At 39.4% G+C, this 22,540-nt stretch carries 20 protein-coding genes; 10 read left to right on the forward strand and 10 right to left on the reverse strand.

Annotated features, from left to right (window positions below):
* Positions 1-2 precede the first annotated feature (2 nt).
* Positions 3-431 (forward strand): GNAT family N-acetyltransferase, encoded by a 429-nt coding sequence (locus tag AC1M87_RS13745; protein ID WP_481594011.1) that lies wholly within the window; start codon positions 3-5, stop codon positions 429-431.
* A 37-nt stretch (positions 432-468) separates the two neighbouring features.
* Here the strand turns inward: AC1M87_RS13745 and AC1M87_RS13750 are convergent, their stop codons facing one another.
* Together AC1M87_RS13750 and AC1M87_RS13755 are read right to left on the reverse strand one after the other, a co-directional pair.
* A complete protein-coding gene (locus tag AC1M87_RS13750; RefSeq protein ID WP_481594012.1) occupies positions 469-798 on the reverse strand; it encodes a hypothetical protein in 330 nt (109 codons plus the stop codon).
* Positions 799-918: 120 nt separating this feature from the next.
* On the reverse strand, positions 919-1,572 hold the full coding sequence (locus AC1M87_RS13755; RefSeq protein WP_481594013.1) for a LysE family translocator: 654 nt from the start codon (positions 1,570-1,572) through the stop codon (positions 919-921).
* A 137-nt stretch (positions 1,573-1,709) separates the two neighbouring features.
* Here AC1M87_RS13755 and AC1M87_RS13760 point away from each other — a divergent pair, with 137 nt between their 5' ends.
* Positions 1,710-2,177 (forward strand): Lrp/AsnC family transcriptional regulator, encoded by a 468-nt coding sequence (locus AC1M87_RS13760; protein ID WP_179999864.1) that lies wholly within the window; start codon positions 1,710-1,712, stop codon positions 2,175-2,177.
* A 37-nt stretch (positions 2,178-2,214) separates the two neighbouring features.
* Here the strand turns inward: AC1M87_RS13760 and AC1M87_RS13765 are convergent, their stop codons facing one another.
* The 4 genes from AC1M87_RS13765 to AC1M87_RS13780 form a co-directional block, all read right to left on the reverse strand.
* Positions 2,215-4,347: a 3-hydroxyacyl-CoA dehydrogenase NAD-binding domain-containing protein gene (locus AC1M87_RS13765; RefSeq protein ID WP_481594014.1), complete on the reverse strand. Its 2,133-nt coding sequence runs from the start codon at positions 4,345-4,347 to the stop codon at positions 2,215-2,217.
* Positions 4,348-4,358: 11 nt separating this feature from the next.
* The gene (locus AC1M87_RS13770; protein ID WP_481594015.1) at positions 4,359-5,564 is read right to left on the reverse strand and encodes an acetyl-CoA C-acetyltransferase; all 1,206 of its coding nucleotides are present in this window, start codon (positions 5,562-5,564) and stop codon (positions 4,359-4,361) included.
* 359 nt (positions 5,565-5,923) lie between these two features.
* Complete coding sequence (locus AC1M87_RS13775) at positions 5,924-6,187, reverse strand: hypothetical protein (RefSeq protein ID WP_481594016.1); 264 nt, start codon at positions 6,185-6,187, stop codon at positions 5,924-5,926.
* 131 nt (positions 6,188-6,318) lie between these two features.
* The gene (locus tag AC1M87_RS13780) at positions 6,319-7,329 is read right to left on the reverse strand and encodes an AraC family transcriptional regulator (protein WP_092768523.1); all 1,011 of its coding nucleotides are present in this window, start codon (positions 7,327-7,329) and stop codon (positions 6,319-6,321) included.
* 210 nt (positions 7,330-7,539) lie between these two features.
* Here AC1M87_RS13780 and AC1M87_RS13785 point away from each other — a divergent pair, with 210 nt between their 5' ends.
* Complete coding sequence (locus AC1M87_RS13785) at positions 7,540-8,658, forward strand: CaiB/BaiF CoA transferase family protein (RefSeq protein WP_481589543.1); 1,119 nt, start codon at positions 7,540-7,542, stop codon at positions 8,656-8,658.
* 131 nt (positions 8,659-8,789) lie between these two features.
* The gene (locus AC1M87_RS13790) at positions 8,790-9,785 is read left to right on the forward strand and encodes a DUF2804 domain-containing protein (protein WP_481594017.1); all 996 of its coding nucleotides are present in this window, start codon (positions 8,790-8,792) and stop codon (positions 9,783-9,785) included.
* Positions 9,786-9,839: 54 nt separating this feature from the next.
* Here the strand turns inward: AC1M87_RS13790 and AC1M87_RS13795 are convergent, their stop codons facing one another.
* Complete coding sequence (locus AC1M87_RS13795; RefSeq protein ID WP_481594018.1) at positions 9,840-10,709, reverse strand: metal-dependent hydrolase; 870 nt, start codon at positions 10,707-10,709, stop codon at positions 9,840-9,842.
* A 158-nt stretch (positions 10,710-10,867) separates the two neighbouring features.
* On the reverse strand, positions 10,868-11,743 hold the full coding sequence (locus AC1M87_RS13800) for a metal-dependent hydrolase (RefSeq protein ID WP_481594019.1): 876 nt from the start codon (positions 11,741-11,743) through the stop codon (positions 10,868-10,870).
* A gap of 141 nt (positions 11,744-11,884) precedes the next feature.
* Here AC1M87_RS13800 and AC1M87_RS13805 point away from each other — a divergent pair, with 141 nt between their 5' ends.
* Positions 11,885-12,940: an AraC family transcriptional regulator gene (locus AC1M87_RS13805; protein ID WP_481587987.1), complete on the forward strand. Its 1,056-nt coding sequence runs from the start codon at positions 11,885-11,887 to the stop codon at positions 12,938-12,940.
* Positions 12,941-13,003: 63 nt separating this feature from the next.
* On the opposite strand, the gene AC1M87_RS13810 is transcribed toward AC1M87_RS13805, so the two are convergent.
* A complete protein-coding gene (locus AC1M87_RS13810) occupies positions 13,004-14,341 on the reverse strand; it encodes a Na+/H+ antiporter NhaC family protein (RefSeq protein WP_481594020.1) in 1,338 nt (445 codons plus the stop codon).
* A gap of 351 nt (positions 14,342-14,692) precedes the next feature.
* Here AC1M87_RS13810 and trpA point away from each other — a divergent pair, with 351 nt between their 5' ends.
* From trpA to AC1M87_RS13830, 4 genes are read left to right on the forward strand one after another with little or no spacing between them, the layout of a single operon-like run.
* On the forward strand, positions 14,693-15,496 hold the full coding sequence (gene trpA, locus AC1M87_RS13815) for a tryptophan synthase subunit alpha (protein ID WP_481594021.1): 804 nt from the start codon (positions 14,693-14,695) through the stop codon (positions 15,494-15,496).
* Positions 15,493-16,389, forward strand: coding sequence for an acetyl-CoA carboxylase, carboxyltransferase subunit beta (accD, locus tag AC1M87_RS13820; protein WP_035267924.1), 897 nt, complete (start codon positions 15,493-15,495; stop codon positions 16,387-16,389). Before trpA ends, accD begins: the two co-directional genes overlap by 4 nt.
* Complete coding sequence (folC, locus tag AC1M87_RS13825) at positions 16,386-17,675, forward strand: bifunctional tetrahydrofolate synthase/dihydrofolate synthase (RefSeq protein WP_481594022.1); 1,290 nt, start codon at positions 16,386-16,388, stop codon at positions 17,673-17,675. Before accD ends, folC begins: the two co-directional genes overlap by 4 nt.
* Positions 17,662-18,624 carry an SPOR domain-containing protein gene (locus AC1M87_RS13830; RefSeq protein WP_481594023.1) on the forward strand — a complete coding sequence of 321 codons (963 nt, stop codon included), beginning with the start codon at positions 17,662-17,664 and terminating at the stop codon, positions 18,622-18,624. Before folC ends, AC1M87_RS13830 begins: the two co-directional genes overlap by 14 nt.
* Positions 18,625-18,767: 143 nt before the next feature.
* Here the strand turns inward: AC1M87_RS13830 and AC1M87_RS13835 are convergent, their stop codons facing one another.
* Entirely contained in the window at positions 18,768-19,409 is a 642-nt protein-coding gene (locus AC1M87_RS13835; protein ID WP_481594024.1) for a peroxiredoxin, read from the reverse strand.
* A gap of 329 nt (positions 19,410-19,738) precedes the next feature.
* On the opposite strand from AC1M87_RS13835, the gene secA reads away from it, so the two are divergent.
* Positions 19,739-22,453, forward strand: a complete 2,715-nt coding sequence (gene secA, locus AC1M87_RS13840) for a preprotein translocase subunit SecA (protein ID WP_481589533.1) — start codon at positions 19,739-19,741, stop codon at positions 22,451-22,453.
* Positions 22,454-22,540 lie beyond the last annotated feature (87 nt).

Here is a 22,540-nt window from a genome sequence, read left to right on the forward strand (position 1 = left end):
ATATGAGTAATGTCTTTGATGTTCAAGTAGGTTCATGGTCGCAATTAAAGTGCTACGCGATGCAGATACGAGAGCAAGTATTTATTCTGGAACAACTAATTTCACCTGAAGACGAATGGGATATGGAAGATGAGACATCGATTCATTTCGTTGTTTTCCATGAATGTGAGGCAATCGCCACGGCTCGACTACTTCAAAACCATAGTATTGGAAGGGTAGCAGTCATAAAGGCTTATCGAGGAAAAGGTGTTGGGTTTGAGCTCATGAAATTTATAATTGAGTTTGCTCAAAGGGAAAAGCGACCAACCTTGAATCTTTCTGCTCAAGTTCATGCATTACCATTTTATCAACGTTTAGGGTTTGAGCCCCAAGGTAAGGAATACTTAGATTGTGGTATTCCTCATGTTTATATGACGATGCAGCTTGAATAAAAAAACGGAGCAATGCTCCGTTTTTTCATCACAAATATCAATGACTATGTGAACCTGATTGACCATCATGTGTATGACTGTGTTCGCCCATTGCTGCGTGTTCTTCTTCAGTCATATTGTGCTCAGTTGCACTAGCTTGAGCAGCTTTGTTGGCTTCTATTTTTGCTGCTGCTTCTTCAGACATCACAGGTGATGCTTTGAATGCATGATGTTCACTGGTTTCTGTTCGTTGTTTACTTGGCATATAGTCAGGTTCATTTTCAATGGCTATATAGAAAATCACCATAAATATAATACTTAAAATGATCGCGATAATTAGCGCTTTCCAACCCCAAGGAGATTTTTCTGGTGAAGAGTGATCAGTCATAATGCTATACCAAGTTGGGTAAAATGAATCTGAGAATATGTTACTTTATAACACAGAATAGAAATATAGAAATGTTCACAACAAAATATTGTTGTACTTATAAGCATATTTTAATGATCACTATGTAAAAGCTGAAATGTTCGAATAGATCAGGCTTAGTGATATAAATGCCATAATTGATGCTAATAATTTCATAATGATATCCATTTTTCTTTGAGAACATAAATATTTCATAATGATGATAGCCAAAGAAATATACAGTCCTCCAATCAAAACTAAGACGAACATCGTCGCGACATATACACTAAAGATCTGCTCTAAGCTGAACATGGTATTAGCGGAAAGAAATGGGGGTAATAGTGCAATGTAAAACGTCATCGTTTTAGGATTGCTAATTGTGACAAGTAGGCCTTGTCCATAGGAGGTTTTGTAAATTTTTTTATTTGTTGGTGAAAACTTGAAATGATTTTGGTTCATTTCACGGATATTGGATGCCCAAATTTGTATTGCTATGTATAGTAAATAAAATGCACCGATGATGATAATGATCTGAATTATTTTAGGATCTATAAATTGGTGAAGAAATTTAATAAAGATAAGAGATAAGGTTAAATATAAGAAATCACCTGTGATTAATCCAAATAGAGTAAACCAGCCATGCATTTTGGTATTTTTAATTGTATTAATTAGAATTGTGATCATACCTGGCCCGGGTACAGCGGCAGCAATAGTCAGAGCTAAAAGATAAGTGCAAAAGTTTTGTTCTACAAACATGGATATCTTGTTTTTTGTGAAGGTAAGAACATTTTCAATCAAATACAAAGCACAAAGTGATCGTTTTCGTTTGCCTTTTCTATTGATTGAGGTATATCCTTTCTATAAATAAAATAAAAAAGGTTAAAATTTTCATTATGAACTTTGATAGATTTGACAAAAAAATTTTAAGACTACTTCAACAAGATTCACGAGTGACCAATCAAATACTGGCGGAACAAGTCGGTATTTCTCCATCACCATGTTGGCGTCGTGTTAAACGATTAGAAGACGAAAAAATTATCAAAGGATATGGTGTTAACCTTGATAGAAGAAAAATTAATTTGGGTGTAATGGTCTTTATACGAGTGTCAATTGATAGACATAGTGAAGTTGAAGCCAAAAAATTTGAAGAAAAGGTTCTAGAGTTAGATAACGTAGTCGCTTGTTATAGTATTGGCGGAGATGCAGATTTTTTGCTTCAAGTTGTGTCTCGAGATCTCGATACTTATGCAGATTTTGCTATGAAAACAATTAGAAGACTCCCTGGTATCAAGGAAATGCAGAGCATGTTTACGCTCAAAGAGATTAAGACTTTTAAGGGATTTCCAGTTACTTTAGATTGAAAAACCTCTCCGAAGAGAGGTTTTTAGTTTATATCAATCAAATCGACTGACCAGACTGAACTTTGTCCTTGAGGAGTTGAGGTGCTTTAAAACGCTCACCATACTTCGCTTCAAGCTGATTCGCGCGGTCAAGCGCTTGTGCGAGTCCATATTGATTGAGGAACTGTAAAGCGCCGCCAGTCCAAGGGGCGAATCCTATGCCAAAAATAGAACCGATATTTCCATCAATGACAGACTCTAAAACACCCTCTTCAAGACAACGTAAGGTATCTAAAGATTGCACAAACAAGAAGCGATCAATCATTTCTTGCTCAGAAATATCAGTCTCTTTCGTCCAATGGTTTAAACCATCCCAAAGGTATTTTTTACCACTTTCAGGATATTCATAAAAACCAGCACCAGCAGCTTTCCCTTTACGCCCAAACTCATGGATCATTTGCTTTAAAACATCTTCAGCAGGGGAGTGTGGTAAATCTTTGCCTTCAGCCTGAAGCGCTTTACGCGTTTCGTTGGTCACATGCTCAGACAAGGTTAATGCGACTTCATCTTGGATTGCTAATGGACCGACTGGCATACCTGCTTTTAAAGCAGCCATTTCAATTTTGGCTGGATGTACTCCCTCAGCCAGTAAACGCAAACCTTCGTTGACAAAAGTACCAAATACGCGGCTGGTGAAGAAACCACGACTATCATTCACAACAATAGGTGTTTTTCCAATTTGTTGAACATAATCATAGGCTTTAGCTAGTGTCTCAGCTGAAGTCTCTTTACCTTTAATAATTTCAACCAACTGCATTTTATCAACAGGGCTAAAGAAATGCAGTCCAATAAAGTTTTTCGAATCTTTACTTGCTGTTGCAAGACCTGTGATCGGTAAGGTGGATGTATTAGAAGCCATCACACCGCCGTCAACTAAATATTGCTCAGCTTCTTGAGTTACTTTGGCTTTGAGTTCTTGATTTTCGAATACAGCTTCAATGATTAAATCACAGCCTTGTAGATCAGATGCATTCGCTGTAGGGGTAATGAGAGATAAAATTTGTTCGCGTTTTTCAGCAGTCATTCGACCTTGTGAAACACGTTTATCTAACAGTTTTTGACTATACGCCTTACCTTTTTCTGCATTTTCAATCGATACATCTTTAAGGACGACTTGAATCCCCTTAATCGCTGTCGAGTAGGCAATGCCAGCCCCCATCATTCCAGCGCCTAAAACACCTACTTTGGTCGCTTGCCATTTTGCAGGCTCTTTAGGGCGGCTTTCACCTGATTTGATTGCATTCAGTCCATGCCAGAACGTACCAATCATGTTTTTCGCAACTTGACCAGTTGCCAGATACGTAAAATAGCGAGACTCAATAGTTAACGCAGTATCAACATCTACCTGAGCACCTTCAACGGCAGCAGCCATAATGGCTTCAGGGGCTGGATAGCAACCTTTTGTTTTGTCACGCAACATTGCTGGTGCAATCGCAAGGACTTGAGCCACTTGAGGTGATGATGGCGTACCACCTGGAATTTTGTATCCTTTAACATCGAATGGTTGTTGAGATTTTGGATTTGCTTTAACCCAAGCAATCGCTTTATCCATGAGCTCTTGTTCAGAATCAGCCGTATCTTGAATTAAGCCTAGAGATTTTGCTTTTTCTACACCAAATTGTTTACCTTCCATCAAGAAAGGAAAAGCATTCTGCAAGCCGAGCAGTCGTACCATACGCACGATACCACCGCCACCTGGTAACAATCCTAAGGTAACTTCAGGTAGACCAAATTTCGCTTTAGGATCATTTAATGCAATACGAGCATGACAGCCTAGTGCGATTTCCCAACCACCACCGAGCGCTGTTCCATTTAATGCAGCAACAACAGGTACACCCAAGGTTTCAATATAGCGGAATTCCGCTTTCATTTTTTGGATCATGCCAAAGAATTCAGTGGCGTGTTCTGGTTGAGCTTGAATCAACTCATCCAAATCACCGCCTGCAAAAAAGGTTTTCTTTGCAGATTTAAAAATGATACCTGTAATGCCAGATTCGGCTTTCAGTTTTGTTACCGTCTCTTCCAAAGCAACTCGGAAATCTGCATTCATGGTATTGGCAGACTGATTAGGTGAGTCTAAGGTGAGAATAACAATGCCATCAGCATTTTTTTCAAATTGAATTGCACTCATTATTCTTCTCCTTATACCAATTCAATGATCGTTGCGATACCCATACCACCACCTACACACAGTGTAGCCAAGCCACGTTTTTTACCTTGACGTTCAAGTTCATCGAGCAACGTACCTAAAATCATGGCACCTGTCGCACCGAGTGGATGACCCATTGCAATTGCACCACCATTTACATTGACTTTTGCAGGATCGACATTGAGTTCATTAATAAAGCGCATTACTACAGCCGCAAACGCCTCGTTCACTTCAAATAAATCGATATCATCAATGGTTAAGCCAGCTTTTTCCAAAGCTTTGCGTGCCGCAGGTGCTGGACCAGTTAACATGATTGTTGGATCAGTTCCGACAAGCGCAGTTGCTAATACTTTGGCACGTGGTTTTAAGCCTTGTTCTTGAACCGCTTTTTCAGATGCAAGTAGAACAACAGCAGCGCCGTCTACAATGCCTGAAGAGTTTCCTGCATGGTGAACGTGATTAATCTTCTGAGCTTCTGGATATTTTTGTAATGCGACTGCATCAAATCCCATACCGCCCATCATTTCAAAGCTTGGATTTAATTTGGCTAAGCCTTCAACGGTAGTCGTTGGTTTGATGAACTCGTCTTTATCTAAAACGACAACGCCAGCTTTATCTTTTACTGGTACAACTGATTTATTGAAGTAACCATTCGCTTGAGCCGCTGCTGCTTTCTTTTGTGAATCTGCAGCAAAAGCATCTACATCAGCACGAGAGTATCCATCTAAAGTTGCGATTAAATCAGCACCAATCCCTTGTGGAACAAAGGTAGATTTTAGGTTTGTTTCTGGATCGAGTGCCCATGGCCCACCATCGGAGCCCATTGGAATACGCGACATTGACTCTACACCACCTGCAACGACAATATCTTCCCAGCCTGAACGAACTTTCTGTGCAGCAAGATTGACAGCTTCTAGTCCTGAAGCACAAAAACGGTTGATTTGAACGCCTGCTACATCATTATTCCAGCCTGCTGCAATTGCAGCAGTTTTAGCGATATCACCGCCTTGATCACCAATTGGAGTTACACAACCCAGTACGATGTCATCGACTTTAGAAGTATCGAGTTGATGGCGAGTTTGAAGTTCATTTAACAGCGTTGTGAGTAATGTGATTGGTTTTACTTCATGTAAAGAACCATCTTTTTTTCCTTTTCCGCGTGGTGTGCGAATGGCATCAATGATGTAAGCCTCGCTCATAATAGTTCCTTTTTTATAGGTTGAAATTGTTATGGTGTTTTGAGTGTAGATGATCTATGTGATTGTGCAATGACGAGAACGGATGAGTCGTTTGATATTTTTGGTCACTGAAAAATTAAATGTTTTAGATTGTGAAATGAAAGTTTTTGACGAATTAAAAAACAAATTTGTATTGTGAATGCTTTGATTATAATTTTGCTATATCAAATCTTTGGCGTTTGATATGGCAAGCTTTACACCATAAGAACCTTCATTATCTTCATAAACATACCAACCACCGTTAATTACAGCGGGCACTTTTTTATTGATAATCTGCCCTTTCAGTTTTTCAGCTTCTAATTTACTTAAATAGCCAACTGTTAATCCGTTGATTTCAACTTTGATCGCATTTGGATCGTATTGGTTAAATGGTTCTGACAGAACATGAGCAGTACATTCATGAAATTTAGATACAGATTTTTTTGACCAGCTATTTTAAGTAAATTTTTTTGATATGCATTTTCTCCGACAATATTATAAGTGTACCGTATATCAACTTGAGGTCGATAACTGTGTGATTTTGCACTGTAAAAATAAAGCGCTATTCCAATCAAAATTGAGATTAAGATTGCAGTAAGTGTCATCTTATTATTCCTTTAGATATTCCGAATAGTTTAATTTCAACTTGAATATTTTTGCAAAATAAATAAGCACTTAAATCCATTTGTAATAAAAAAAGCCTGAACAATGTCAGACTTTTTTATGTTTGAATAAATTAATGATAACCATGTAATTGACGATACAGTCCTGGTGTGACACCTGTCCACTTTTTAAATGCTCGGTGGAAGGTACTGGTTTCACTAAAGCCGACTTGTTGTGCAACATCTTCTAAAGTTAAAGATGGGTTTAACAGTAAGTGAATTGCGGCGTCTCGACGTAAGGCATCTTTTACACCTTGATAGCTCTTACCTTCAGCAGCTAAGCGACGGCGAAGCGTCTGTGGTGATAAATAAAGCATGGCAGCAACATCATTTAATGTTGGCATTTCTTCACCAATTTGGCTCTTCAATACTTCACGAATACGTGATGTGAGCGAATTGGTATTTTTGAATTTCACCAACAGTTTCGCTGGAGCACCTTTTAGAAACTCTTCCAAGGTGTTTTCATCTTGGCGAATTGGAAGATCTAAGTAGTCTGCAGCAAATGTGATTTCAGTACGAGCTGAATCAAATTGGATCACTGGCGCAAAAAATAACGCATCATATTCATCTGCATGTTGTGGGCGTGGATAAGAAAAATGTACACGCTCTAAGGGGATGCGACGTTCAATGAGCCACGATGCCAAACCATGCCAGATCATGAGCATACTTTCAGTAATGAAATGGTCAGGATCCATTGTTTTTGGAATCAGTGGAACTAAGCGTGCTTCATGCTTATCGCGCTCTAAAGTCACAGACCACTCATCACCGAATAGCTTATAGAACTGTGATGATAACTCAAGCGCATCACCTAAAGTTTTGGCATGTATGATCAATTGACACATGATCGCAAAGGTCCCTAAGCGACGTGGCTGGATATCAAAACCAACGTGTTCATCTTGGGTGACCATCCACAGCATTTTAACAAAGCGTGTGTACTGCTCAGGAGAAATACGTGCTTTAGGTTGGCGGAGTAGTTCAGCTTCAATGCCGACATGTGAAAGTAAAGTGTCAACATCCATCCCTAGACGTTTTACCCCAGTCAGGGCTGCATTCACAAAATGGATACTTATCGTATCGCGACTCATGTTAAATCCTTCAGTCTCTTTGATGTTCACTGCTACTTGACCTAAATGACACAAAAAATAATTTAATTGGCAATTATCACTAGAGTAATTGCTCTTTTACATCATAAATTGCCGAAATGATCAAGGTAAATGGCTGAACATGACATTGTTAATCTTGTTTTATATTTCTATTATGGGTGAAAAATCAACATATTCTTGGTGAAAATAACAATGACAGCTGCATTAAAGGGATTGAAAGTTTTAGATTTTTCCACATTATTACCCGGACCTTTTGCAACCTTGTACCTAGCAGATCTAGGGGCAGAGGTAGTCCATATAGAGTCACCAAATCGACCAGACCTTGTCAGATTGTTGCCACCTTATGCAAATGGTCAAGCCACAGCGCACAGTTATTTGAATCGCAACAAGCAGTCGATTGCTCTAGATTTAAAAGATAGTCAGAGTATTGAACTCATTAAATCAAAAATTTCAGAATACGATATCGTCATTGAGCAGTTCCGTCCTGAAGTGATGCGACGTTTAGGACTCGACTATCAAACTTTATCTGAAATAAACCCACGTTTGATTTATTGTTCAATAACAGGATATGGGCAAACAGGTCCTTATAAAGATAAAGCGGGACATGACATTAATTATGTATCGCTCTCAGGGATTGCTGGGCATTCAGGTCGGCAGGAAAGTGGACCACCACCTATGGGGATTCAAATTGCTGATGTCGCAGGCGGTTCTTTACACGCAGTGATCGGCATTTTAACAGCCGTGATTGAAAGGCAACGAAGCGGTTTAGGTCAATATATTGATATCTCCATGACGGATTGTGCGGTGACCTTAAACAATATGGCCGCGGCAGCTGTACTTGCAGGTGGGCAGAATCAGTACCCTGAAAATGAACATCTGAACGGGGGAACATTTTATGACTATTATCAAACGCAAGACGGGCGCTATATCTCAATTGGAAGTTTAGAACCTCAATTTATGACAGGTCTGGCAACTGTATTAGAACTGCCTATCTTATTGGAAAAAGGAACTTCATTTGATCTTGAAGATCGAAAAGCAGTCAAGACTGCCATCGCTGATAAAATCAAGGAAAAAAGTTTTGATGTATGGCGTAAAACATTTTCTGAATTAGACGTATGTGTAGAACCTGTGTTAAATCTAGACGAAGCTCTGACGTCAGATTTGGCTCAACAACGTGCTTGGACAGTAGATGTACCTCTAAGGAAAGATGCAAATGAGGTAGAAAAACAGTTGGCTTGTCCAATTAAATTTTCAAGATCCAAGGCACAATATCATTATATCGGCCAAACACTGGGTGAAGGGAACTGGTAGTCAAAGTATTGAATATATAAGAAAAAAGAGGCCGTCTGTATCGGTTCTTTAATCTATGTTTTCATACAGTAAATGAAATACTTTAGACTAAAGTCTATAATTGTCATGGAATGAAATTAGGCTGAGTCCCAATGGATTTAATTCAAGTAAATGGTCAACCGCGCTATGGGCGTTTTACAGAATTGCCAAGTGCAATTTCTGTCTCAAAATATATTTATAAAACGCCATATGGCAAAGTGCTCAAAGGATGGAGAAAAAAACTTAAATATAAGAAATTTAAGTTTTGTAGTATCCAACATGAGCATTACAGCATTGGGATGGCTATCGTCAATATCGCTTGGGCGGGACATGGTTTCATCTATATTTATGACCATAACACCGGACAAGTCGTCGAGTGGAATGCGATTAATGTATTGGCGCTCAGTACGGTTCTAGATGAACAGCCACTATTTAATCATAGCCATTTTCAACATGGAAAAATCCAACTCGATATCCAACATGCCAATGGTGTTCGTTATATCAAAGTGATCAAACATGGTGAAGAAAAACTGTCTGCGCGAATCTTTTGTGCTGGAACAGATCCTTTGTCGATGTGCAGTCCTACTGGGATTAATGGTTGGACCTATACTCAGAAACTAACTACATTGGCCGTTGAAGGGTATTTCATTAATAAACAAAAAGAAAAAATTGAATTTAACTCACGAACTTTAGCTTCGCTTGATGATACTTGCGGTTTTCTAAGACCTGAAACGGCTTGGTTTTGGCTATCTTCAAATTTTTGGGATGCGCAAGGAAACCGTGTGGGTTTGAATCTTGCCTCTGGCGTGAATGAAAGTTTTGGCAATGAAAACTGTTTGTGGATTAATGGACGCCTTTATGCGTTGACGGATGTTCTTTTTGAAATGCAAAATGATCAGATGTGGACCATACGATCTATGGATGACAAATTACAATTGACCATTGAAACAGGCTGGCGCCGTTATGAAAATCTTAATCTTAGAATGGTAGGCAGCCAGTTCAGTCAGTGGCAATCTAAAATTACGGGTTTTATTATTTCAGATGATGGTCAGCATATTGAGCTTAATCAAGAGTATGGACTATTAGAGCAACATTACGCTAAATGGTAATGGCGTCATAACAACAAAAAAGTCCGATTGATCGGACTTTTTTTACATTCTTTTTTATATCGCAGCTTGCCAAAAAGCTTCACCTGCTTGAATTGGATCTTGAGTTTCAGCGAGCGTATCAACCCAAACTTGGTATTGATGAATAATAGGGTGTTGGTTTGGGTGGAAATCAGGCTTAAACCAGTCTAAATATTCTCGTTTTTTTGCCGTTAAAATGCCATCTTTTCCAAGCAACCATTTCAAGCCTTGAGCAAACATTTTTAACCTTTCAATTCGAGTAAAACCATCTTGTTTGAGAAGTCCATGTGTTCTTTGCATGGTAAATCCAAACATCATAAGCGTAACTAAAACCAAGGCGGTATAACGTGTAAGGTTTGAAGTCTGCGCTACCTCGATCATAACATCATAAGCAACATCGCGATGTTCCATTTCTTCAATACTATGCCATGCAAATAAACCACGGACAAAAGGATGTGCATGGGCCATCGTACTTTTATGACTGAAAAAGGTCGTTGCCATTAAAGCGGTTAAGTGTTCGCATGAAGCGGTGATCGCAATATTAAAACGATCAGGATACCTTTTTAACGCATGTTTGAAACGTTGATTGACTTGATGAATATATTTTTCAATCGGCATACCTTGCTCAATTAAAATTTTATTCATTTTGTCATGGGCAATACCGTGTTGCGCTTCTTGTTGAATAAAGTCTTTCACACGTTTGGCTAAGACAGGATCTTGAATATGCGGTTGAAATAGTCGGACACACTGTATGAAATATCGTTCTCCATCTGGAAATGTCAAACTCAAAGCATCAAATACACGTGTTTTAAAAGGATCGTTGTTAAACCAAAATCGTGGTACTTCGTTGAGTCGGAAATCAAGGTGCTTACGAATCACTGGATGGTATGTGGTAATTGCATTCATTTTATTTTATCACTTATGCAGAAAGAACAAGTATGTAAAAAAATCACATTGAGGTCATTATCTCTACAGGACAAAAGAAGAGAGAGAAGGAGATTAAAACTGTAAGTAATGTCGGCTAAATCATCTGAATAAAAATGATCCAGCCGGCAATAGGAATATTATCGAGCTGCTTGCCAGAATGCTTCACCAGCTTGAATTGGATCATTGGTCTCGGCTAATGTTTTTACCCAGACATCATATTGGGCAATCACAGGATGTTGGCTTGGATGGAAGTCTTTTTTAAACCAATCTAGGTATGGACCTTTCATTCTCGTTAACATGCCATTTCGACCGATAAACCATGGAAGTCCTTTGACGGTCATTTTGAAACGGTCTAAACGACTAAATCCGTCATACTTCAACATGATATTGGCACGATAAGTTGTAAATCCAAGCATCATGAAAGTTGTAAATGCCAAAGCAAATTGTCGAGTAAGTTCTGGAACATCACCGACTTGTTTCATGACATCAAAAGCCACATCACGATGCTCCATCTCTTCGATAGCATGCCATGCTAAAAGCGCGCGCACATAGGGGTGAGCATCTTCAAGGGTTGCTTTTTGACTATAAAAAGTATCAGCCATTAATGCAGTTAAGTGTTCGGCTGCAGCAGTCATGGCAATATTGTATTGAGGTGAATGACGTGTCAGTTCGAATTTAAAAATTTTGTTAAGAACCTTAATAAATTGATCGACAGGCATACCTTGATCTTTCATGACCTGATTCATCTTGTCATGCGCAATTCCATGCTGTGCTTCTTGTCGAATAAAATCTGCGACTCGTTTTTGTAATTCAGGGTCTTTGATTTTATCTCTAAATAATCGAACTGATTCAATGAAGTAGCGCTCTCCGTCTGGGAAAGTTAGACTCAATGCATCAAACATACGGGTTTTGAATGGATCTCCACCAAACCAAAAACGAGGAATTTCTGAGAGCTTGAAATTGAGATTCGTGCGTACGACAGGATCAACCTGATATTTTACCAATGCGTTCATCTTATTTTCATTCATCCGCTTTAGATCGTTTAAGTATGTATGGCATTGGTCTGATTGTTTTGACAGTACTTGCCATTTTTTATACATTTTACGACAAATGAAAATGAATAAAGTCAATTTTGCCTAAAGGAATAGTGCATCGTGAAAGATATTCAAATACCCAATGGATATTTCCATTTATGGCAAACATTTATTCAAGTGAAACAGCTCGATAAAGAGATAAAGACTGCATTAAATCAGGATGTTGATACGCTGAATAAGATTTTGGCAGCACCGATTGCCATGCAATCCTCTTATTCTTTTTTCTTAAAACTTAATTCTCTCACGCAGGTTTATTTGAATCGCGCCAATTATATTTTTGAAATGGCTCAATATGTGAAACCTGAGCATTTTGGTGTGCTTGGATATATGGCGACACGAAGTGAGACGGTGGCGGAAGCACTGAACTATATTTTAAGATTTAGCCGCTTGGTGATTGATGGTGAAGAGATTACACCCATGCAGATTCACCAGAACGGTGAAATACTGATTTTAAGCTGGCCGTTTATTTGTGATGACTATAATTTTATCAATGAGCTGACGAATGCCATGATGGTTTCATTGGCAAAGCAAATATTAGTGCACGATACCTTTCCACTGTATAAAGTGATCATGGCGCATGAAGCTATCGCACCATTGTATGAATATCAAAAGTTCTATGGTTGTCAGGTAGAGTTCAGCCAAGTTGAATATCAGTTTCAAATTCGCACGCAGGGGTTGCAGCTAAAACCTCAACAAGCAGATCCTTCACTTATGCAATTGTTGGTTCAACAAGCGGAAGAGGCGATTGCATCAAAACCCGTGCAATCGAGTCTTGATCGGCAACTCCACTTAATTATTGCTGAGTATTTGCGTATTCGTCACGAAGCGCCAAAGATTGAAGATATTGCGACAGAATTATGTTTGTCGGTGAGGACTTTGCAACGACAATTAAAAGATCGCGGAACATCATTTAAACGCATACTTGAGCAAGAACGGATGTCACAATGTGAGCGCCTATTAAATCAGGGGCTAGAGTTAACGGATATCGCCGTGCAACTCGGTTACTCAGATCAGTCTGCGCTTGCTAGAGCATTTAAAATGTATAATGGAATAACGCTGTTGCAGTTTAAAAAACAACTTAAACAACGTCCAATTCATCGTCATAATCTAAGTTAGAACATGAAAAATAAAAAAGGTAAGCATCTAGCTTACCTTTAAAGACTCTATTTTTATGCCAGTCTAAATTTGATTCATCTGTATTTTGGGATATCTAAAAGCAATGGAGAGTATAGCAATCACCGCTAAGATCCAACAGTAATAAACGTTTTGGATCATTTCCATTGGCGATAATTTTGCAATTGAACACGCCAATAATAATTGTGCGCCAAACGGAATTAAGCCTTGAACAACACAAGAAAAAATATCCAACAAAGCAGCCGAGCGTTTTGGGTCAACACCATATTCTTTAGCAACTTCACGTGCCATATCGCCAGATAGAATAATGGCAACCGTATTATTTGCCACAAAGAAATTAGACAAGATTACCAGAAGGCAGATTCCGATTTCACCAGCTCTTTGCGTTCCCACTTTGAATAAACGCGTAAGTTGATAAATGCGTTGTATTAGCCACTCTAAGCCACCTTCTTTTCGCATAATGGCTGAAATACCACCGAGTAACATTGAAAGCAATGCGACTTCAAACATGCCCAAAAAGCCATCGTAAATCGCATTATTTAATTTAAGTAGGTTAAAGTCAGGGGCTTGAATCAGACCGACGAGTCCAGACATAACAATGCCCAGCATAAGTACAGCCAACACATGTAATCGGCTAAAAGCCAAAGTAAATACGGCTAAATAAGGCAAAATCAGCCAAAAATTATAGTCATTGAAAGAAATTTGTTGCGTATCACGACTCATCACAAAATAAATCAAAATCGTGAAAAGCGCTGCTGGTACTGCAATCCATACATTGACTTTAAATTTATCCTTTAGTTCTACACGTTGGCTACGAGTTGCAGCGATAGTGGTATCTGAAATCATAGACAAGTTATCACCAAACATGGCTCCTCCAACCACAGCACCAATCGCAACAACAGGATTTATATCGGTGACTTGAGTGAAGCCAAATGCGATCGGTGCACAAGCAGCGATAGTACCCATCGAGGTTCCCATCGCGGTAGCAATAAATGCTGAAATAACAAAGAGCATTGGCAGGACAAAAGCCGAAGGAATGAGAGATAAACCTAATTGTACTGTTGCATCAACACTACCAATGGCGCTACTAATACTGGCAAAAGCACCTGCCAGCATAAAGACCATAAACATTAAAATAAGATTAGGATGGCTTGCCCCACGGAGAAACTCATCTATACCTGTGTTTAATTTGCCACGATAAAGTAATACCGCAAGAATGAGGGCAGGGATAGCAGCAATGGGTGCTTTAATTTGGTAGAAGGCAAACTCAGTGCCAATCAGAGTGTGATAAATACCGCTGCCCAAAAAAATGGCTAAAAACACAATAAGCGGTAGAAGGGCAAGCGCTCGCGGAGAAGCTTTGCCTGGGGAGATTGTGGTCATAACATAAGAAATAAAAGAGTAAGCATGTATAGTATAGAACAGCTTTGGCTAATTCAGAAAAGTTAAAATGTAAGTGCTAAGCTATTTGTTTTTAAACATTTTTAATCAATAAACATAAGTTCATATAAATATTCATGATTTAGAAAAAACAGAAAAAATCGAGCTTTTTGATCATTGTTAAAAAAATCAAAACATTGATAAATATGCACTTGGAATACTTAACTGAAAAGAGTGTTTGGTGCTTTTCATCACACTCTGTTCAATGAGTAAAAAATAGCGTTACAATGGGCCGTCTTGTATTTTACAAAACCAACTCCTCAATTCTATACAATTCAAGGAAAGTACATCCCTATGTCACGTTTAGCCACACGATTTGCACAGCTTAAATCTCAACAGCGTAAGGCTCTAGTTTCTTATGTCATGGCAGGTGACCCTCATCCACACGTAACGGTTCCTTTGTTACATCAAATGGTGGAAGCAGGTGTGGATGTAATTGAACTTGGCTTACCATTTTCAGATCCAATGGCCGATGGTCCAGTGATTGCACTTGCGGCTGAGCGTGCATTGGCAGCCGGTACAAATACATTGGATGCATTGGAAATGGTCAAGCAATTCCGTGAAAAGGACACAGATACACCAGTGGTGTTGATGGGTTATTTGAATCCTGTAGAAGTCATTGGATATGAGAAATTTGTATCAACTGCTCATGACTGTGGTGTGGACGGTATTCTGTTGGTGGACTTACCACCTGAAGAAGCACAAGCGCTCGATGTTGTCTTGAAAAAGTTTGATATGGATCAGATCTTCTTGTTGGCGCCAACATCTACAGATCAACGTATTCAACATGTCGCTAATCATGCGAGTGGTTTTATTTATTACGTGTCTTTGAAGGGTGTAACAGGTGCAGCGACTTTAGATGTGAATGAAGCTGCTCAACGCATCGAAAAAATTAAGTCGATGACGGATGTACCTGTTGGTGTAGGTTTTGGTATTAGTGATGCAGCCTCTGCAAAAGCAATCGGAAGCGCAGCGGATGCGGTCATTGTTGGTAGTGCTTTTGTTAAACCATTTGCACAGACAACTCCTGATCAAGCAGTTGAACAGGCGGTCAATAAAGTCAAGGAGCTTCGAGCAGCGCTCGATGAGTTAGTATGAATCAAGAAGTTAAATCAGGGAAAACTTTAGCACCTGCAACACCTTGGACAGATCGTTCAGTACCAGGTATTCAAATCCCTGATCAACAGCAATCGTTAAAAGCGACGTTTACTGAGCCTACGATTGAATGTCCAGAATGTCATGCTCTGGTGACTCGTACGGCGATGTCTTTCAATGCTTATGTTTGTCCTCAATGTGATGAGCATTTAAAAATGAAAGCACGTGACCGTTTAAATTGGTTCTTTGATCAAACCGCAAAAGAATTAGGTCAAGAGTTTGTTGCAAAAGACCCACTCAAGTTTGTGGATAGCAAAGCTTATCCTGTGCGTATGAAAGAAGCACAAGAGAAAACTGGCGAAACTGAAGCACTCGTGGTTATGGAAGGACAAATCAAAGGTTTATCATTAATCGCTTGTGCATTTGAATTTGATTTCATGGGCGGTTCGATGGGTACTGTAGTTGGTGATCGATTTGTACAAGCAGCAGAGCGTGCGATTGAAACCAAACAGCCAATGATTTGTTTTGCTGCCTCTGGTGGTGCTCGTATGCAAGAAGGAATGCTTTCTTTAATGCAGATGGCACGTACATCAGCAGCGATTCAAAAAATGAAAGATGCTCGTATTCCGTACATTGTCGTATTAACTCATCCAGTATATGGTGGTGTGACCGCATCTTTAGCCATGTTGGGTGATGTGCATATCGCTGAGCCTAAAGCAATGATTGGTTTCGCTGGTAAACGTGTCATTGAACAGACTGTACGCGAAAAGTTAGAAGAGCCGTTTCAACGTGCTGAATTCTTGCTTGATCATGGTGTAGTCGATCAAATTGTTCATCGTCACGCATTACGTGATACAGTTTATCGTATCGTAGCGAAATTGATGAATTTGCCTTGAACCTCACTGCTCCACTCAGTACAGATAATTTACACACATGGCTCGATTATTGGAGCCATGTTCACGTTACAGGAATTGATTTAGGGCTTGAACGCGTCATTCCTGTGGCTGAAAAATTGGGCGTCACACATCCGCAAGCGAAAGTCATTACCGTTGCTGGTACGAATGGTAAGGGTTCAACAACCACAACCTTAGCTTCTATTCTGAATGCGCAAGGATATCAAGTCGGTTTGTATCAATCTCCGCATATCCATCGTTTCAATGAGCGTGTAAAACTCGCAGGTCAGGAAGTTTCAGATGAGCTTCTGATCGAAGCATTTGTTCAAGTTGATCAAGCACGACGTGAATGTGATTTGAGTTTATCTTTTTTTGAAGCAACAACCCTTGCAGCTTTTGTCATCTTCAAACAACAGAAATGTGATGTTTGGGTATTGGAAGTTGGACTTGGGGGACGTTTGGATGTTGTGAATGTCGTTAATCCAAATGTTGCGGTCATTACCAATATTGGATTGGATCACACAGATTGGCTGGGTGACACCATTGAAAAAATTGCTTTTGAGAAAGCGGGTATTATTCGTCCAGATATTCCAGTCATTTTTGGTGGGCAACAAATACTTCCAACATCAATTCAGGATAAAGTCATTGCATGTAATGCGACGCTGTCATGTCTAAATCAGGATTATTTTTATCAAGCAAATGGTGATGGTAAAACTTGGACATTTTCAAGTTCAGCACTGACCTTAAAATTACCATGTGGTCAGTTGGCCCTAGATAATGTTTCTACTGCCGTGGCTGCATTATTGGTTAGTGGATTGAAAATTTCTCAAACTGCACTAGAGCAGGGCATTATTCAAGCACATTTACCAGGTCGATTTGAAATAAGGGAAATCGCAGGAAAAACAGTGATTTTCGATGCGGGACATAATCCGCACGGTGTAGAATTTTTGTTAAAGCAATTGCGAAATTATTTAGAATACAATAAACAGTACACAGAAGTTATCGCTGTGTTTTCGATGTTAGCGGATAAAGATATAGATTCAGTCGTTAATTTATTGAAAAACACGGTATTTATGTGGAAAATTGCGCCGATGGATGTGCCTCGTGCAGCACCATTAAAACAATTAGAGTCAGCGCTTCAAGGTGAGACAGTACAACAGTATTCAAATGTACAGGTCGCATTTAAATCAGCACTTGAAGAAACAAAAAATAATCAGCTGATTTTGGTGTGTGGTTCGTTTCATACCTTAGAAGCGGTCTGGGAGTATTTAGAGAATGTCAATGAATAACAAACAACGCTGGATGGGTGGTGTTGTTTTATTGGGTGGTGGTGTTTTATTGGCAGCATTACTTCTAAAAGGCAAAGAAGAGATCCACCAAAATAATGTTGAACAACCGGTGGAAGCTGTTCAACAAAAAAAGAATGAACCTGAAGCAGTACAACTTCAACCTCTCACAGTTGATGTGGAAACTGAAAAGCGTTTACTTGAAGAGCAACGACGTGCTCGTGAGAAAGCTGTGGCAGAGCAAGAGGCTCGTGCTGCTGAATATTTAAGAATGCAACAAGAGGCCGAAGCTGAAGCCGCACGTCGCGCTGCTGAAGAATATGCTGCAATGAATGCTCGTCGAAACGCTGCTCAGCAAAGTTCAGACAATATTCCTCCTGAATTGGTTGAGGATGAAGCTGAAAAGAAAAAGCATTTGGCTGAAGAAAAACGCATAGCTGAACAGAAGCGTTTAGCTGAGCAAAAAGAACAACAGGCGAAATCCTCAGAAGAACAAAAGCGTAAAGCCGAAGCAGAAAAACGTGCAGCTGAAAAGAAAGCAGCAGAGCAAAAAGCTGCTGAGGAAAAACGTAAAGCAGAAGAAGCGAAGAAGAAAGCTGAAGCTGATAAAAAAGCTGCAGAAGAGAAAAAGCGCAAAGCTGCTGAAGAAGCGAAGAAAAAAGCTGAGGCAGAAAAAGCTCGTGATCTGCTGGAAAATGGAGATCGTCAATGGATGGTTCAAGTGGCATTGGCTGCGAATGAGGCGAATGCAGATGCGCTTGCGGCTAAGCTTCGTGCCAAAGGATATAAGGTAACGAAGAGTCCAACGTCGAAAGGTATTCGAATTATGGTTGGTCCATCTAAAGATCGTGATTCGGCAGATGCGTTACGTAAGAAAATTAACAGTGATGCAAGTTTAAATATGAAATCAGCATGGGTGATTGATTGGGTACCACTGGATAAGCGTCAATAGTTTCTTGCTTTGTTTTAGAAAAAAGGATTCAAACTATAATTTGAATCCTTTTTTTAAATCAATATGTTAAAGAATATAAGCCATAATCAAAAAAAGCCTATCTGAGGATAGGCTGAACGCTGAAACTTAATGGCTCGTCAAAGTTAATCAAGATCAGGTTGAGGTGTTAGACGTAAATAAGGTGTCACGGCTTTGTATCCTTTAGGGAAGCGTTGTTGAATCTCATTTTCGTCTTTAATGGAGGGAACAATCACAACATCTTCACCATGTTGCCAGTTGGCAGGTGTTGCCACTTTATAGTTATCTGTTAATTGTAATGAATCTATAACACGTAAAATTTCATGGAAATTTCGACCAGTTGACGCTGGATATGTAATAATCAAGCGTACTTTTTTATTTGGATCAATGATCACAAGAGATCGGACGGTTAGGGTCTCGCTGGCATTGGGATGGATGAAATCATATAAAGTCGAAACTTTACGATCCTGATCAGCAATGATTGGGAAGTTTACAGTGGAAGACTGAGTTTCATTGATATCTTTAATCCAACCATGATGTGATTCAACATCATCTACAGAGAGAGCAATCGCTTTAACATTACGTTTTTCAAACTCGTCTTTTAGTTTTGCTGTAAAACCTAATTCCGTCGTACATACGGGAGTGTAGTCGGCAGGGTGTGAAAATAAAACTCCCCAATGATCTCCTAAAAAATCATAAAAATTAATTACTCCTTCGCTCGATTGCTGTTCAAAGTCTGGAGCAGTGTCACCTAAACGTAATGCCATATAAACCTCTATTTTTATCAAAACCTTAATGTGCTGAAATTAATATGGCGGAAACTCTTTATAATTAAAAATAGTGTTTTTTTATTTAGTTATGAAAAAAACAGATTTATTTGAATGTCTGAAGGCAAATAAACGTTCATAAATTTGAATTTGAACGATATATATTTTTGATCAAATTTGCTACATTAACTCGCCGTTGCTCATGCGTCATGGAAAATAATCCAGAAATTTTTTATTGCATTTGTTTAAAACCCTTGTACTTCAAATTTCTAGCACCATAATAACGTTTGAGAAAAATCATTTTGATAAGTAAGTTTTAGAGAGTCTATATGTTGGCAAGTCTGATCGGAGGAATCTTCGGTACTAAAAACGAGCGCGAATTGAAGCGTATGCGTAAAATTGTCGAGAAGATCAATGCGCTCGAGCCGACGATATCTGTGTTAAGTGATGCAGACTTATCTGCAAAAACAGAAGAATTCAAACAACGTTATAAAAACGGCGAAAGTCTTGATCGCTTGTTACCAGAAGCTTTCGCAGTATGTCGTGAAGCTGGTAAGCGTATTATGGGTATGCGTCATTATGACGTACAGTTGATTGGTGGTATTACCCTACATGAAGGTAAAATTGCAGAAATGCGTACAGGTGAAGGTAAAACCCTAATGGGTACTTTGGCTGTATATTTAAATGCAATTAGTGAACAAGGTGTTCACGTTATTACTGTCAATGATTATCTGGCGCAACGTGATGCTGAGTTAAACCGTCCACTTTATGAATTTTTGGGATTATCTGTTGGGGTGATTTACTCCATGCAAAATCCTGTCGAAAAAGCAGAAGCTTATCGAGCAGACATTACCTACGGTACAAACAACGAATTTGGTTTCGACTATCTTCGTGACAATATGGTGTTCTCGTTAGCCGAGAAAAAACAACGTGGTCTTGCCTATGCGATTATCGATGAGGTTGACTCAATCTTAATTGACGAAGCACGTACTCCACTTATTATTTCGGGTCAAAGCGAAGATTCCTCACAACTTTACGCGGCAATGAATGCGATTCCGCCAAAGTTACATGCTCAAAAAGAAGAAAAAGTTGCAGATGGTGGGCACTTCTGGATCGATGAAAAGCAACGTTCAGTCGAAATCACAGAAGCTGGTTTTGAAGCCATTGAAAGTGAACTTATTGCGATGGGATTATTGGCAGAAGGTGAGAGTCTATATTCTGCAGCCAACTTAAATCTTGTTCATCATGTGACAGCTTCTATTCGCGCACATTACTTGTATCAACGTAACGTGCATTATATTGTCCATGACGGTGAAGTGATTATTGTCGACGAAAATACAGGTCGTACGATGCCTGGTCGTCGTTGGTCTGAAGGTTTACATCAAGCGGTAGAAGCGAAAGAAGGTTTAGAAATTCAACCTGAAAACCAAACGCTTGCAACGACCACATTCCAAAACTATTTCCGTTTATACCGTAAACTTTCAGGTATGACAGGTACAGCAGATACTGAAGCTGCTGAAATGAAAGAAATTTATGGCTTAGATGTGGTGTTGATTCCAACCCATCGTCCAATGATTCGTAAAGATCTGAATGACTTAATTTATTTGAATCGTAATGGTAAATACAATGCGATTATTGAAGAAATTAAGAAAATTCATGAAGCTGGTGTTGCACCGATTTTGATTGGTACGGCAACAATTGAAGCTTCTGAAATCTTATCGGATAAACTGAAAGAAGCGGGTATCGCACACGAAGTACTGAATGCCAAACAGCATGAGCGTGAAGCGGATATTATTGCACAAGCCGGCTCTCCACGTGCCGTGACTATTGCGACCAACATGGCAGGGCGTGGTACGGATATCTTGCTCGGTGGTAACTGGAAAGCGAAACTGGCGAAAATTGAAAATCCAACTCCTGAAGATGAAGCACGTTTAAAAGCAGAATGGGAACAAAATAACCAACTGGTGCTGAATTCTGGTGGTTTACACATTATTGGTTCTGAACGTCATGAATCTCGTCGTATTGATAACCAATTACGTGGTCGTTCAGGTCGTCAAGGTGATCCAGGTGTTTCGCGTTTCTTCTTATCGTTAGAAGATGATTTGATGCGTATCTTTGCAGGTGATCGTGTCGTCGCAATGATGCGTGCAATGGGTCTGCAAGAAAATGAAGCCATTGAACATAAAATGGTGTCTCGTTCGATTGAAAACGCCCAACGTAAGGTTGAAGCACGTAACTTCGATATTCGTAAGAACCTGTTGAAGTATGATGATGTAAATAACGAACAACGTAAAATTATATACTCACAGCGTGATGAAATTCTGGCAGAAAGTACATTGCAAGAATACATCGAGTCAATGCATGAAGAAGTGATGAAAGGGGTGATTGAAACGTATATCCCACCTGAATCAATTCATGATCAGTGGGATGTCCCAGGTCTAGAATCTGCATTACGCTCAGACTTTAATATTGATCTTCCTGTGCAGCAATGGTTGGATCAAGATCGTCGATTAGATGAAGAGGCATTAGCACGTCGTATCACTGATGAGGTTTTACAACGCTATCGTGCGCGTCGTGAACAAATGGGTGCTGAATCTGCAGCAGTGTTAGAACGAAACTTTATGTTAAGTTCTTTAGATCGCCACTGGAAAGATCATTTAGCAGCGATGGATTATTTACGTCAAGGTATTCATTTACGCGGTTATGCGCAAAAGAATCCTGAGCAGGAATATAAGAAAGAAGCATTCAATCTGTTTGTAAATATGTTAGCTGTCATTAAGTCTGATGTTGTGACAGATCTTTCATTGGTACGTTTACCAACGCCTGAAGAGCTGGCAGAAATGGAAGCACAGCAGCAAGCTCAAGCTGAAGCGATGCAACTTTCACTTTCTCATGCTGAAGTTGATGGTATAACAGGTGAGCAAACAGTTAATACTCAAGAATTGGATCAGAATGAAGTTGAGATTACGCCACCTCAAAGCCGTAATGCACCTTGTCCATGTGGTTCTGGTTTAAAATACAAGCAGTGTCACGGTAAAATCTAAATTTCATGAAGCAGAACTTAGGTTCTGCTTTTTTTATTTTATTATAGTGCTTGGTCAGTTCATGTGAATAAGCATTGCCAATTTTCT

Source organism: Acinetobacter sp. 24-47-62, from assembly GCF_056779765.1.

What these genes read in the sequence shown, in the direction of transcription:
- AC1M87_RS13745 (WP_481594011.1), top strand. Translation starts at nt 3, where the DNA reads ATGAGTAATGTCTTTGATGTTCAAGTAGGTTCATGGTCGCAATTAAAG.
- secA (WP_481589533.1), top strand. Translation starts at nt 19,739, where the DNA reads ATGTTGGCAAGTCTGATCGGAGGAATCTTCGGTACTAAAAACGAGCGC.
- AC1M87_RS13810 (WP_481594020.1), bottom strand. Translation starts at nt 14,341, where the DNA reads ATGACCACAATCTCCCCAGGCAAAGCTTCTCCGCGAGCGCTTGCCCTT.
- AC1M87_RS13755 (WP_481594013.1), bottom strand. Translation starts at nt 1,572, where the DNA reads ATGTTTGTAGAACAAAACTTTTGCACTTATCTTTTAGCTCTGACTATT.
- AC1M87_RS13770 (WP_481594015.1), bottom strand. Translation starts at nt 5,564, where the DNA reads ATGAGCGAGGCTTACATCATTGATGCCATTCGCACACCACGCGGAAAA.
- AC1M87_RS13835 (WP_481594024.1), bottom strand. Translation starts at nt 19,409, where the DNA reads ATGGCATTACGTTTAGGTGACACTGCTCCAGACTTTGAACAGCAATCG.
- AC1M87_RS13775 (WP_481594016.1), bottom strand. Translation starts at nt 6,187, where the DNA reads ATGACACTTACTGCAATCTTAATCTCAATTTTGATTGGAATAGCGCTT.
- accD (WP_035267924.1), top strand. Translation starts at nt 15,493, where the DNA reads ATGAATCAAGAAGTTAAATCAGGGAAAACTTTAGCACCTGCAACACCT.
- AC1M87_RS13760 (WP_179999864.1), top strand. Translation starts at nt 1,710, where the DNA reads ATGAACTTTGATAGATTTGACAAAAAAATTTTAAGACTACTTCAACAA.
- trpA (WP_481594021.1), top strand. Translation starts at nt 14,693, where the DNA reads ATGTCACGTTTAGCCACACGATTTGCACAGCTTAAATCTCAACAGCGT.
- AC1M87_RS13800 (WP_481594019.1), bottom strand. Translation starts at nt 11,743, where the DNA reads ATGAACGCATTGGTAAAATATCAGGTTGATCCTGTCGTACGCACGAAT.
- AC1M87_RS13790 (WP_481594017.1), top strand. Translation starts at nt 8,790, where the DNA reads ATGGATTTAATTCAAGTAAATGGTCAACCGCGCTATGGGCGTTTTACA.
- AC1M87_RS13795 (WP_481594018.1), bottom strand. Translation starts at nt 10,709, where the DNA reads ATGAATGCAATTACCACATACCATCCAGTGATTCGTAAGCACCTTGAT.
- AC1M87_RS13765 (WP_481594014.1), bottom strand. Translation starts at nt 4,347, where the DNA reads ATGAGTGCAATTCAATTTGAAAAAAATGCTGATGGCATTGTTATTCTC.
- AC1M87_RS13830 (WP_481594023.1), top strand. Translation starts at nt 17,662, where the DNA reads ATGTCAATGAATAACAAACAACGCTGGATGGGTGGTGTTGTTTTATTG.
- AC1M87_RS13785 (WP_481589543.1), top strand. Translation starts at nt 7,540, where the DNA reads ATGACAGCTGCATTAAAGGGATTGAAAGTTTTAGATTTTTCCACATTA.
- AC1M87_RS13750 (WP_481594012.1), bottom strand. Translation starts at nt 798, where the DNA reads ATGACTGATCACTCTTCACCAGAAAAATCTCCTTGGGGTTGGAAAGCG.
- AC1M87_RS13780 (WP_092768523.1), bottom strand. Translation starts at nt 7,329, where the DNA reads ATGAGTCGCGATACGATAAGTATCCATTTTGTGAATGCAGCCCTGACT.